The following is an 11,377-nucleotide window of genomic DNA, read 5'->3' on the forward strand; positions in this document are numbered from 1 at the left end:
TGCCGCGGGTTGGTCGATTCCCGCGATGCCGTCGCCCTCGAGCACGTCGTCGAGGACCTCGGTGAAGCCCACCGCGATCTGTGGCTCACCACGACGCTGCGGGTGGTCACCGCCGGAGGCGATCCCCTGTTCCTTACCGCGCTCGCGCTCACGGTTGCCGTCGTCGCCGGCTGGCGATGCCGGTCGTGGCGTCCCCTGGCGCTGGCTCTGGTGGGAGGCGGCGGGATGGCGCTGGTGCTGTTCACCGCCAAGGCCTTGGTGGGCCGGCAACGCCCGCCCCTGCCCTTCGCCGCGGTCGCCGCCGACGGGTTCTCCTTTCCCTCCGGGCACGCGACCGGCACCGCCGCGATCATGGTCCTGTCCGCCTGGATGATGACCCGCTGGCTGATCGGCGGATGGACGGCGCGGGTGATCGTCTGGGCGTTGGCGATCGGCTCGGCGCTGGTGATCGGGTACTCGCGCGTCTATCTGGGAGTGCACTACGTCAGCGATGTGCTGGCCGGCTGGCTGCTGGGCGTCGCCTGGGCCGGCATCGTCATGCTGGTCGGGTCGTGGTGGACCGACGCCCGGCGGACGCGTCGCGCGACGTCAGGTTAGGTACGACGGCACCGGGATAGCGGGGTCCAGGTCGTCGGCCGGCACCGGCGCCCCGGCCGTCAGGCGCAGCGGCACCACGCCGGCCCAGTGCGGCAGCGCGCCGTCCTCCGGATCGTCGACCAGCCCGTCGGCGCGCACCTTGGCCGAGACCTCGGCCAGGTCCAGCGCGAGCATCCCGGTCGCGGCGAGTTCGCGCGCGTTGGGATTGCGGCAGTCGTCGGCACGGCCGGGCCGGATGTGGTCGAGCAGGCCGCGCAGCGCGCGCAACTTCTCCGCGGGATCGTCGACCACCCGCGCGGAGCCCAGCACGACCACCGAGCGGAAGTTCACCGAATGGTGCATGGCCGAGCGCGCCAGCACCAACCCGTCGACGAGGGTGACGGTGACGCACACGGGCAGGCCCGACGGCGCCGCCTTGGCGGCGAGCAGGGGGCCACCGCCGGTGGAACCGTGCAGGTAAAGCGTCTCGCCGAGGCGGACATGCGTCGTCGGCAACACCACCGGTCCGTCGGTGCCCGGGTAGCCCAGGTGACAGATCAGGGCCTCGTCCAGGATCGCGTGGACCGTGGGGCGGTCGTAGCGCGCGCGTTCGCGGTAGCGGGTGGGCGTGGTTCGGGGCGTGGGGCGGTACGCGGTTTCCAATGGATTGCCTTCGATATTGTTCTAGTACATAATTATTCTCGTGCCAGTACAACATACGGGGACGGGCGCGGAATCCATAGCCGCCAACGTCGAGGAGGCCATCTCCCACGGCTCCCTGGCGCCCGGCGAGGCGCTGCCGCCGATCCGCGACCTGGCGGGCCGCCTCGGCGTGAACGCCAACACGGTGGCCGCCGCCTACCGCATGCTGCGCGATCGCGGGGCGGTCGAGACCGCGGGGCGGCGCGGCACCCGGGTGCGGCACCGCCCGGCGACGACGCCCCGTTCGCTGCTGGGGCTCGACGTTCCCGCCGGCGTGCGCGACCTGTCGACGGGCAATCCCGACCCGGCGCTGCTGCCGATCGCCTCCGCCCGGGTCCCGCGCCCCAGGCCGCTGCTTTACGGCGAGCCGGCGATGTCGCCCGAGTTGGTCGACCATGCCCGCGCGGCGCTCGCCGCGGACGGCGTCCCGGCCGATCACCTGGCGGTGACCAGCGGCGCGCTGGATGGCATCGAGCGGGCGCTTACCGCGCACCTGCGCCCTGGCGACCGGGTGGCCGTGGAGGATCCGGGGTGGGCCAACCTGCTGGACCTGCTTGCCGCCCTTGGTCTTTCGGCGGAGCCGGTGCGCGTCGACGACGACGGCCCGCTGGTCGCCGACCTGCCCCGGGCGCTCGGACGCGGCGCGCGGGCCGTGGTCGTCACCACCCGCGCGCACAACCCGACCGGGGCGGCGCTCTCCGCGGATCGCGCGGACAAGCTCCGCGGAATGCTGGCCGCCCGCGCCGGCGAGGTGCTGCTCGTCGAGGACGACCACTGCGCGGGCATCGCCGGGGCGCCGCTGCACACGCTGGCCGGATCGACCGGCCACTGGGCGTTCGTGCGGTCGGCGTCCAAGGCCTACGGGCCGGACCTGCGCGTCGCCGTCCTCGCCGGGGACCGCCGCACCGTCGAGCGCGTGCACGGCCGCCTGCGCCTCGGCCCGGGCTGGGTGAGCCACCTGTTGCAGGATCTCGCCGTCGGCCTGTGGTTCGACGAAGCGGCGTCGCGCCTGGTCGGCGAGGCAGAAAGGCAATACGCCGACAACCGGACGCGACTGCGCGCCGCGCTGGCCGAGCGCGACGTCGCCGCCCACGGGCGCTCGGGGCTCAACGTATGGGTCCCGGTGCCCGACGAGACGGTCGCGATCACGCGGCTGCTCGGCGCGGGCTGGGCCGCGGCGCCGGGCGCCCGGTTCCGGATTCGCAGCTCGCCCGGAATCCGCGTCACCGTCGCGGATTTGGGCGCGGCCGAGATCGACCCGCTGGCCGACGCGATCGCCGAGGCGGTGTTGGCTACGGGCCGTCCCAGCGTGTAGGCGGTTTACGACCCCGGCAGCGATCGCGGCAGCCCGAACCAGGGAAGCACGTTTTTCTCAAATCGGGTCATGGCACAGATCCAGTCGCCGCTAAGACCGAGGACATAGAGGCCGACCCCGTGACGCACGCCGGTGCCGCTGCGTAGATAGGCGCCGAACGCCGGCTGACCGTTGGCGCGGGTCGGCGCGAGGTCGAACCTGCGACCCGCGCCGAACAGGCTCGCGCAGAAGCGGGCCACGACGTCTCGGCCCTCGTATTCGAAGGGCATCGGTGGCATCGACATGAAGACGTCGTCAGTCAGCAGCGTCACCAGCGCGTCGACGTCAGCCGATTCCCAGGCGCGGACGAACCTCGTCACGATCGCGCCCTCGGCGGGTGAGTCGGGGGCGGGTGGCGGCGGGCGGTCGGCGTTCGTGGGCCGGTTGCGATCGAGGCTGGCACGCGCCCGTTTGAGGGTGCTTTTGACCGATTCGACAGTCGAGCCGAGCATCTCGGCAACTTCGTCCCCGCGGAATCCGAGGACGTCGCGAAGGATGAGCACGGCGATCTGACGGGGCGGTAGCGCCTGAAGCGCGGCGATGAAAGCCAGGGAGATTGCTTCGGCTTGTTCGTAGCGCGCTTCCGGACCGGGCGCCGCGTCGGCGACGCCGTCGCGGAGGACGTCGGGAAATGGCTCGAGCCAAACGATTTCGCCGAGCCGCGTCGGCTCGGGCGGTTCAACTCGGGGCACATCCCACTCCTTTGCCCGGCGTCGGCTCGCCGAGCGACGGGCGTTGAGACAGCGGTTGGTGGCAATCCGGTAGAGCCAAGTGCGCAGCGAGGCGCGTTCCTCGAAGCCCTCGACGCCTTGCCAGGCGGCCAGCAGCGTGTCTTGCGTGGCGTCTTCGGCGTCCTGCAGGGATCCGAGCATCCGGTAGCAGTGCACCTGCAACTCCCGGCGGTACGGCTCGGTCAGCTCCTGGAACGCCTTGCCGTCGCCGGCGCGCGCCCGGGCAATCAGGTCGCTCGGTATCACCATCGCGTCACCTTTCACTCACATGTAGACACCGGCGGACCGGCAAACGGGGCATCGGACGGGCGCCACCCTGTCGACGTTCGCGGTGTCTCCACTAGTGGTAACTCAACACGCCAACTCGAGAGGGCAACAGATGGGAAGGATCATCGTCAGCGAGAACGTCACACTCGACGGAGTCGGCCAGGACCCGACGGGTGACGAGGGATTCGGGCGCGGGGGCTGGTTCGGCCGGGTCGGTGACAAGGACCGCGCGGAGTGGGCCAAGCTCGAACTCGACGAGGCGTTGGGCGCCGAAGCCCTGCTGCTCGGCCGGCGCACCTACCAGTTTTTCGCCGCGCGGTGGCCATCGCGCAGCGGTCAATGGGCCGACCGGCTGAACTGCATCCCCAAGTACATCGTGTCGGCAACGCTTCAAGATCCTGGCTGGAACAACGCGACGGTGTTATCGGGCGGCGTGGTAGATGCGGTCTCGACCTTGCGGCGAATCATCGACGGGGACATCGTCGTCTACGCCAGCTTTCAACTCGTGCACACGTTGGTTGCGCACGACCTCGTCGACGAGCTGCGGCTGATGGTCTACCCGTTCGTGCTCGGCGCCGGCGAGCGCCTGTTCGCCGAGTCGCAGCGCGAGAGACGCGTGCGCCTCGTCGACACCCGCACCGTCGGTGACGGTTTGGCCATGCTCACCTACCGGATGCCGGCGGCCCGGGCCACCTCGCCGTAGGCGTCCGCGAGGCGCGGCAACGACGCGTGGGCGTTGCGCCCGCTCGGATTCGGCAGCACCCACAGCTCGGTGGCGGGGTAAGGCGACGCCTGAATGCCCGGCTTCGCCAGGCGGTCGCCGAAGGCGTCGCGATACGCGGTGACCCCCAGTACGGCGACCACCCGCGGGCAGTATTTGCGAACCATGCCGTCCAGTTTGCTTCTGCTTTCGACGAATTCGGCGACCGTCAGCTCGTCCGCGCCCGCGGTCGCCCGCTCGACGAGGCTCGTGATGCCGATTCCGAGGTCCAACAGGTACTGCCGGTCGGCGGGCGTGAACCCGGCCGAGGCGTCGATCAGATGATCGGTGACGCCGGCACGGAACAGCGCCGGCCAGAACCGATTGCCCCGGGGAGCGAAATGGGCTTGCACGGCAACGCTTCTCAGGCCCGGGTTGATCCCGACGAACAGCAGCCGGACCCGATCGGATATCAGGTCCGGCAGGGTCTTGCCGCGGAACCGTTTCAGCTCATCCCGGGTAAATCGGACCTCGTCCCGCGCGGCATAGTCCACGAGGCAGTATTGCAAACCGGCCTGGGTGGTGCGCCGTCAGACGGCGAGCAACCGCTCGAAGAATTCGCGGTAGTGCATCAGGGCCACGCGGAGGTCTTCGGTGGAGGCTTCCTCGCCCCGTGCCCACTGTTCTTCGAGGCGGGAGCGCGCGTGCGCGAAACCGTCGGTGAGCTGCTCGACCAGATCGGACACGAGGACGTCGGCCTTTTGGACGCAGTCCTTGGGGTCATCGACGAAGGCGGCCTGCACCCCGGCCCAGCGGGCGCGCAGTTCCGCGAGCTCCTCGTCGGCGAAAAGCGTGTCCGGCGCGGAGGATCGGTCCTGCGCATCCGAATCCTCCGGAGGCGGCGGAGCTTCGGCGGGGGATGACGCTTCCGCCGGTGGCTCCATCGGTTCGGCCGTCGAAGCGTCGGCCGCGTCCGCACGCTCGCCCTCCGGGACCGTTTCCGCGGGCGCGTCCTGTGATTGGTCGTACGAACCGGTCGTCTGGGTCTGATGCTCGTGCATGGTCATGCGCTTCTCTCCTTTGAGGTGTCGTTCTCGGCTGTGGTCTCGAGCAGCTTCTCGAAGAGCGCCCGATAGTGGACGAACGCCTCCCGCAGCTGCTCGGTGCTGACGTCACCGCGCTCCTGCGACACGTGGATGCCGTGCGCGGCGCGGTAATTCTGGACGATCTGCGGATGGTCGACCGAAATGTCGGCCGCCCGCTCATCGAAATCATCGACCGGGTAACCCCGTTCGTGCATGACGTCGGTCACCAGCCGGTCGGCGACGCCGACCGCGGTCGCCGGATCGTCGACAAATCGGGTCTGCACCTGCTGCCAGCGGGTGGTGAAGTCGGATCGGGCCGCGGGCCGCAACGGGACGATGTCGAGTTTCTCCCGCTTGCGTTCCCGGGCGATCAGTTCCTTCTCCGCCGCCTGTTGGCCTCCGGCCTCGGATACCAGTCGCTCGTATTCGGCGCCATAGTGCTGCTTCAGCCGCCGCGTTTTCCGGCGACTGTTCGCCACGGTCGCCGCGACGAGCACCGCGGCGATCACGATGACGACGGAGGCACCGATCAAAATCCATTCCCAAGTGGGCATCTCGCGCTCCTCTCGTACTCATGTCGAATAACCGGGCGGACGACGGGGCAAACGCTCGCCGGCGGTCGAAAAGGTGGCGGGGATCTAGAAGTAGTGGCGGCGGCCGCCGATGGCGTGCCCGGTGTGGCCGACGATCGCCAAGATGGCGCCGATCACCAGCAGGATGATCCCGATGGTCCAGAGGACGGAAATCTTGAGCAGAAATCCCGCGACGAGCAGGACGATGCCGAGGATGATCATGAGAAATCCCTTCCCTTTTGGTGTGACTGGCTACCCCGACGCTCAGCCAAGTCGACCACCCGAAAGGGAGGTAGCAATACACCCCTAGGTAGGTAATGTTCCGGGCATGCCGTCCTCGCCGTCTCATGCGCCGATCTCGGTCGCGCTGGTCGACGACTACGACGTCGTCGTGAAGGGCGTGGCCAACATGCTCGACCCGTACCGCGACCGGGTCGTCATCGCGGAGCTCGACTCCACCATGCCCGTCGAGGACACCGTCGACATCGTCTTGTACGACTCGTTCGCCCAACCCGAATCCGACCACGAGGAAATCGCGGCCCTGGTAGCCAACCCTCGGGCGCACCGAGTTGTGGTTTACACCTGGAACTTCCACCCCGACCTCGTCGAGAGCGCCCGCCGGCAGGGCGCGCATGGCTACCTCTCCAAGACCTTGCCCGCGCGCGAACTCGTCGCCGCGCTGGAGGCCGTGCATTCCGGCGAGGAGGTCATCAGCGATGTGGCTCCGCGCGCCCGCAGCGCGCCGGGGCTGGACTGGCCCGGCCGCGGCGAGGGGCTAAGCGACCGCGAGGCGGAGATCCTGGCACTGATCACCCAAGGCAGGAGCAATTCCGACATCGCGCGACTGACCTACCTGAGCCCGAACACCGTCAAGTCCTACATCCGCACGGTCTACCGCAAGCTGGGCGTCGCGAGCCGCACCCAGGCCGTGCTGTGGGGGGTCGACCACGGCTTCACGCCCGATCATCACCGCATCGAACACTGGCGCGGCGGCCCCTAGGCCGAGGCTTCGCCCAACGTCGCCGTCAGGTAGCCGGAGCCGCCACCGAAGGCGGCCAGCTCGTCGTTGGGCAACTCGAACCCGTTGGCGGCATAGATCTCTTCGGTGGTTTGGATGTCCACCCGCCAGCCGTGCCCGGTGAGGTATTCCGCCGCGGTGTTGCGCTCGCCGGTGTAGAACAGCTCGGCGAGGTTGATGTTGGACCCGATGCGGCGCGACCGCTCCGTCAGCCGTTGCGCCCAGTCCGGGGGAGCGTTGCGGATGTCCATGTGTTCGGTCGCAATCCGGCTGCCCGGCGCCGAGAGTGCGACGATGTTGTCGAACAGGCGGTCCTGGGCGTCCGGCGGCAGGTACACCAGCAGCCCCTCGGCGCTCCAGGCGGTCGGCTGGGCGGCGTCGAGGCCGGCCGCGGCCAGCGCCGAGGGCCAGTCGTCGCGCAGGTCGATGGCGACCGTGCGGCGCTGCGCGGCCGGTTCGGCGCCCAGGCCGGCCAGAGTCCGCGTCTTGAAGTCGACGACCTCGGGCTGGTCGATCTCGTAGACCACCGTGCCGGCCGGCCAGTTGAGCCGGTACGCCCGGGTATCCAGGCCGGACGCCAGGATCACGGCCTGCCTGATGCCCGAGCCCGTGGCCCGCAGGAAGAAGTCGTCGAAGAAGCGGGTGCGCACGGTGATCTGCTCGTTCATGGCCCGGCGGTTGAGCAGGGGATCGTCCTCGGCGGGCCCGATCTCGCCGTCGATCAGCTTGACGAAGGTGTCGATGCCGACCGCGCGCACGAGCGGGTCGGCCCACGGGTCGTCGAGCAGGGGATCCGGGCCCCGGGACGCCATCGCGCGCGATGCGGCGACGGCCGTTGCCGTCGCGCCCACGCTGGACGCCAGATCCCAGGTGTCGTTTTCGGTGCGGGTCATCCGCGAACCTCTTTTACGTAGTCGGGAGTTACTTAGTTCGTTTAAGTGATGTCTCCACTGTACGCGTGCCGCGGCGGCGGGTCGCTACGCGTGCTCGCGCACCGACAGGATGGCGAACGAATGCGCGGGCAGCTTGGCGCTGTCGGCCCCGACCTCCGGTTCACCCCAGGCGAGGACCAGCTCGCCGGTCACCGGCACGGTCACCGGCTCGGCGGCCAGGTTGCAGGCGATGCGTAATCCGCCGCGGTGGAGCGTGATCCAGCGCTCGGCTTCGTCGTATTCGACGACGAGGTGGTCCAGCCACGGATCGGCCATGTCGGCGTCGCGGCTCCGCAGCGCGATCAGTTCCCGGTAGGTGCCCAGCAGACGGGCGTGCTCGCCGGAGCCGACCTCGTCCCAGCGCAGCTTGGAGCGCTGAAACGTCTCGGGATCCTGGGGGTCGGGGATGTCGTCGGCGCTCCAGCCGTGGTCGGCGAATTCGGCCTTGCGCCCCTCGGCCGTGGCCCGCGCCAGCTCCGGTTCGGGATGCGAGCTGAAGAACTGGAACGGTGTCGACGCACCCCATTCCTCGCCCATGAAAAGCATTGCGGTGTAGGGCGATCCGAGGACAAGCGCCGCCTTGACCGCCAGCTGACCAACGGTCAGGTTCTGCGAGGGGCGATCCCCGAGCGCTCGATTGCCGACCTGGTCGTGGGTACAGGTATAGGCGACCAGCCGGGTGGCCGGGATGGTCGCGGTGTCCAGGGGTCGCCCATGGCGGCGGTGCCGGAACGACGAGTAGGTGCCGGCGTGGAAATAGCCGCGCCGCAACGTTTCCGCCAGCGTGGCCAGCGAGCCGAAGTCGGCGTAGTAGCCCTGGCGTTCGCCCGACACGGCGGTGTGGATGGCGTGGTGGATGTCGTCGGCCCACTGCGCGGCCAGCCCGAAGCCGTTGCGGTCGCGCGGGGTGATCAACCGCGGGTCGTTGAGGTCGCTTTCGGCGATCAGCGACAGCGGGCGGCCCAGTTGGCTTGACAGCAGGTCGGTTTCGGTGGCGAGTTCCTCGAGAATGTGGATGGCCGTGGTGTCAACCAGCGCGTGGACGGCGTCGAGCCGCAGCCCGTCGGCGTGGTAGTCGCGCATCCAGCGCAGCGCGCAGCCGATGATGTAGCGGCGCACCTCGTCGGATTCGGCGTCGGCGATGTTGATGCCCTCACCCCACGGGTTGCTCCCCGACGACAGGTAGGGGCCGAAGCGCGGCAGGTAGTTCCCCGACGGGCCGAGATGGTTGAACACCGCGTCGATCAGCACGCCCAGGCCGCGGGCGTGGCAGGCGTCGACCAGCCGGACCAGGCCGTCGGGGCCGCCGTAGGGTTCGTGCACGCTGTACCACAGCACGCCGTCGTACCCCCAGCCGTGGGTGCCGGCGAACGAGTTCACCGGCATCAGCTCGACGAAGTCGACGCCGAGATCGACCAAGTGGTCCAGGTTTTCGGCGGCCGAGTCGAACGTGCCGGCGGCGGTGAACGTGCCCACGTGCAACTCGTAGATCACCGCCCCCTGCACCGACCGCCCCGGCCAGTCGCCGTCGGTCCAGGCCGCGCCGGCGGGGTCCCACAGCTGCGACCGGGCGTGCACGCCGTCGGGCTGGCGGGGCGAGCGCGGGTCGGGCAGCACGGTGGGGTCGTCGTCGAGCAGGTATCCATACCGCGCCCCGGGCGCGGCGTCGACGTCCGCGTGCCACCACCCGTCGTCGGACCGCGCCATCGGGTGCGCCGCGCCGTTCAGATCGAGCCGCACCAGCGCGGGTTTGGGCGCCCAGACCCGGAATTCAGTCATGCCGGCGCTCCAGCAACACGACGGGCAGGTCCGAGAACAGTTGGGCGGCCGAGGTAGCCCCGCTGGCCACGGCGCCGTTGAGCGCGTCGGTCCAGGTGCCCTCGGGCAGCGGCACCACCGTGTTGCCCCAGCCCTTTTCCGCCAGCCGCACGGTCCAGCGGGTCACCGCGACCAGCACGTCGTCCCCGCGGCGAAACGCCACGACATGGTCGGCGGCCTCGCCGTGGGCGAGCACCGGGCGGTAACCGCCCCGCAGGAACGTCTCCGGGCGGGAGCGCCGCACCCGAAGCGCCGTGGCGACCACGCGAATCTTCGGGTGCTGCAAGTCTTTCAGCGCGGCCCGTCGGGCGGCATAGTCGACGGGACGCCGGTTGTCCGGGTCGACCAGGCTGTCGTCCCACAGCTCGGTGCCCTGGTAGACATCGGGTGTTCCGGGCACGGTGAGCGCGAGCAGCTTCTGGCCGAGCGCGTCGCTCGCGCCGTGCGGATTGAGTTGGGCGACCAGCTCGGTCAGCTGGCCGGCCACTGGGCCGTCGAGGACCGTGTCCAGCCAACGGTGCACCGCGTGCTCGAAGGCGGCGTCCGGGTCGTTCCACGAGGTGTGCCAGGCCGCTTCCCGGATGGCCTTCTCGGCGTAGGCGTGCAGCCGGGCGCGCAGTTCCCCGGTGACTTGGCCGTTCACCGGCCACACCCCGAAGATGTTCTGCCACAGGAACTGTCCGGTCGCGGGATCGGGGGAGGGGGCCTTGACCTCCCAGCGGGCCAGGAACTCCGTCCACAGCGACGGCACCTGGGACAGCACGCCGATGCGGGCCCGCACGTCCTCGCCGCGTTTGGTGTCATGGGTGGTCAGCGTCGTCATCGTCTGCGGCCACAACCGGGCGCGGTCGGCGGCGCTGTGGTGAAACTCCGCGAGGCCGACGCCGAAGCGGTGCGGTTCGCCGCCCACCTCGTTGAGCGAGACCAGCCGCGCGTCGCGGTAGAACAGGCAGTCCTCGACGGCCTTGGCGGTCACCGCGCCGCAGAGCTGCTGCAGCCGGGTGGCCGGCTCGCCGCCGTCGGCCAGCGCCGCGGCCAGCACCTGCAGCGCGGGCCCCAATTCCGGTGACTGCGCCTCGGTTTCGGCGAACGCGGTGGGCAGCAGGGCGACCAGGCCGGGGTAGTCGCTGCGGTACACGCCGATGTGGGTGAGGAGGGCGGCGATCGCCTCGGGCAGCTGCGGGTGATCGGTGCCCGCCGTCGCCGCGACCGCCCGTCGCAGCCGGGCCAGCTCGCTGGCCAGCGTCACCGTGGCCGCGCGGGTCTTGAGCTCGGCGAGCAGTCCCGGCATGGCGTCGTAATCCAGCCCCGTCGAGTCGACGAGCGCCGTGAGCGCCTCTTCACCGGCCGGGTCGACGAAGACGCCGCCCACCTGCCGGAGCACGTCGTAGCCGGTGGTGCCGGCGACCGGCAGCGTCGGTTCGAGGGCCTCGTCGACGGCGAGGATCTTCTCGATCGCGATCCACGCGTCGGGCCCGAGAAGCTCGCGCAGCCGCGCCAGATATCCGCAGGGATCGGACAATCCGTCGGGGTGGTCGATGCGCACGCCGTCGACGAGTCCCTCGCCGAACCAGCGGGCGACTTCGGCGTGGCTGGCGTCGAACACCGCGCGGTCTTCCTGC

General features: G+C 70.1%; 13 protein-coding genes. 4 read left to right on the forward strand and 9 right to left on the reverse strand.

Annotated features, from left to right (window positions below; genetic code table 11):
* Positions 1–597: phosphatase PAP2 family protein (locus A5655_RS07310; RefSeq protein WP_156764752.1), on the forward strand; the 597-nt coding region annotated here is incomplete at its 5' end.
* Here A5655_RS07310 and A5655_RS07315 read toward each other — a convergent pair.
* On the reverse strand, positions 589–1,239 hold the full coding sequence (locus A5655_RS07315; protein WP_067007467.1) for a pyridoxamine 5'-phosphate oxidase family protein: 651 nt from the start codon (positions 1,237–1,239) through the stop codon (positions 589–591). The genes A5655_RS07310 and A5655_RS07315 overlap by 9 nt on opposite strands.
* Before the next feature lie 40 nt (positions 1,240–1,279).
* Between A5655_RS07315 and A5655_RS07320 the strand changes: the two genes are divergently transcribed.
* Positions 1,280–2,593 carry an aminotransferase class I/II-fold pyridoxal phosphate-dependent enzyme gene (locus tag A5655_RS07320; RefSeq protein WP_067007470.1) on the forward strand — a complete coding sequence of 438 codons (1,314 nt, stop codon included), beginning with the start codon at positions 1,280–1,282 and terminating at the stop codon, positions 2,591–2,593.
* A gap of 5 nt (positions 2,594–2,598) precedes the next feature.
* On the opposite strand, the gene A5655_RS07325 is transcribed toward A5655_RS07320, so the two are convergent.
* Positions 2,599–3,612 (reverse strand): RNA polymerase subunit sigma-70, encoded by a 1,014-nt coding sequence (locus tag A5655_RS07325; protein WP_067007494.1) that lies wholly within the window; start codon positions 3,610–3,612, stop codon positions 2,599–2,601.
* 130 nt (positions 3,613–3,742) lie between these two features.
* Between A5655_RS07325 and A5655_RS07330 the strand changes: the two genes are divergently transcribed.
* Positions 3,743–4,333, forward strand: coding sequence for a dihydrofolate reductase family protein (locus A5655_RS07330; protein ID WP_067007473.1), 591 nt, complete (start codon positions 3,743–3,745; stop codon positions 4,331–4,333).
* On the opposite strand, the gene A5655_RS07335 is transcribed toward A5655_RS07330, so the two are convergent.
* From A5655_RS07335 to A5655_RS28220, 4 genes are all read right to left on the reverse strand, one after another.
* Positions 4,297–4,884: a mismatch-specific DNA-glycosylase gene (locus tag A5655_RS07335; RefSeq protein ID WP_067007477.1), complete on the reverse strand. Its 588-nt coding sequence runs from the start codon at positions 4,882–4,884 to the stop codon at positions 4,297–4,299. The two genes, A5655_RS07330 and A5655_RS07335, sit on opposite strands and share 37 nt — an antisense overlap.
* Before the next feature lie 36 nt (positions 4,885–4,920).
* On the reverse strand, positions 4,921–5,397 hold the full coding sequence (locus A5655_RS07340) for a hypothetical protein (RefSeq protein WP_067007480.1): 477 nt from the start codon (positions 5,395–5,397) through the stop codon (positions 4,921–4,923).
* Positions 5,394–5,969 (reverse strand): hypothetical protein, encoded by a 576-nt coding sequence (locus A5655_RS07345; protein ID WP_067007482.1) that lies wholly within the window; start codon positions 5,967–5,969, stop codon positions 5,394–5,396. Before A5655_RS07345 ends, A5655_RS07340 begins: the two co-directional genes overlap by 4 nt.
* Before the next feature lie 84 nt (positions 5,970–6,053).
* Positions 6,054–6,209 carry a DUF6131 family protein gene (locus tag A5655_RS28220; RefSeq protein WP_197508622.1) on the reverse strand — a complete coding sequence of 52 codons (156 nt, stop codon included), beginning with the start codon at positions 6,207–6,209 and terminating at the stop codon, positions 6,054–6,056.
* Positions 6,210–6,315: 106 nt separating this feature from the next.
* Here A5655_RS28220 and A5655_RS07350 point away from each other — a divergent pair, with 106 nt between their 5' ends.
* Positions 6,316–6,987 carry a response regulator transcription factor gene (locus A5655_RS07350; RefSeq protein ID WP_067007485.1) on the forward strand — a complete coding sequence of 224 codons (672 nt, stop codon included), beginning with the start codon at positions 6,316–6,318 and terminating at the stop codon, positions 6,985–6,987.
* Here A5655_RS07350 and A5655_RS07355 read toward each other — a convergent pair.
* The 3 genes from A5655_RS07355 to treY all read right to left on the reverse strand — a co-directional run.
* Positions 6,984–7,898 carry an SAM-dependent methyltransferase gene (locus A5655_RS07355; RefSeq protein WP_067007489.1) on the reverse strand — a complete coding sequence of 305 codons (915 nt, stop codon included), beginning with the start codon at positions 7,896–7,898 and terminating at the stop codon, positions 6,984–6,986. The two genes, A5655_RS07350 and A5655_RS07355, sit on opposite strands and share 4 nt — an antisense overlap.
* An 84-nt stretch (positions 7,899–7,982) precedes the next feature.
* Positions 7,983–9,716 carry a malto-oligosyltrehalose trehalohydrolase gene (gene treZ / locus A5655_RS07360; protein WP_067007492.1) on the reverse strand — a complete coding sequence of 578 codons (1,734 nt, stop codon included), beginning with the start codon at positions 9,714–9,716 and terminating at the stop codon, positions 7,983–7,985.
* Positions 9,709–11,377: malto-oligosyltrehalose synthase (gene treY / locus A5655_RS07365; RefSeq protein WP_067007497.1), on the reverse strand; the 1,669-nt coding region annotated here is incomplete at its 5' end. The genes treY and treZ, both read right to left, overlap by 8 nt.

This window comes from Mycobacterium sp. 1081908.1, assembly GCF_001673535.1.
In the GTDB taxonomy this organism is placed as follows: domain Bacteria; phylum Actinomycetota; class Actinomycetes; order Mycobacteriales; family Mycobacteriaceae; genus Mycobacterium.

What these genes read in the sequence shown, in the direction of transcription:
- A5655_RS07330 (WP_067007473.1), top strand. Translation starts at nt 3,743, where the DNA reads ATGGGAAGGATCATCGTCAGCGAGAACGTCACACTCGACGGAGTCGGC.
- A5655_RS07345 (WP_067007482.1), bottom strand. Translation starts at nt 5,969, where the DNA reads ATGCCCACTTGGGAATGGATTTTGATCGGTGCCTCCGTCGTCATCGTG.
- A5655_RS07350 (WP_067007485.1), top strand. Translation starts at nt 6,316, where the DNA reads ATGCCGTCCTCGCCGTCTCATGCGCCGATCTCGGTCGCGCTGGTCGAC.
- A5655_RS07340 (WP_067007480.1), bottom strand. Translation starts at nt 5,397, where the DNA reads ATGACCATGCACGAGCATCAGACCCAGACGACCGGTTCGTACGACCAA.
- A5655_RS07325 (WP_067007494.1), bottom strand. Translation starts at nt 3,612, where the DNA reads ATGGTGATACCGAGCGACCTGATTGCCCGGGCGCGCGCCGGCGACGGC.
- treZ (WP_067007492.1), bottom strand. Translation starts at nt 9,716, where the DNA reads ATGACTGAATTCCGGGTCTGGGCGCCCAAACCCGCGCTGGTGCGGCTC.
- A5655_RS28220 (WP_197508622.1), bottom strand. Translation starts at nt 6,209, where the DNA reads ATGATCATCCTCGGCATCGTCCTGCTCGTCGCGGGATTTCTGCTCAAG.
- A5655_RS07355 (WP_067007489.1), bottom strand. Translation starts at nt 7,898, where the DNA reads ATGACCCGCACCGAAAACGACACCTGGGATCTGGCGTCCAGCGTGGGC.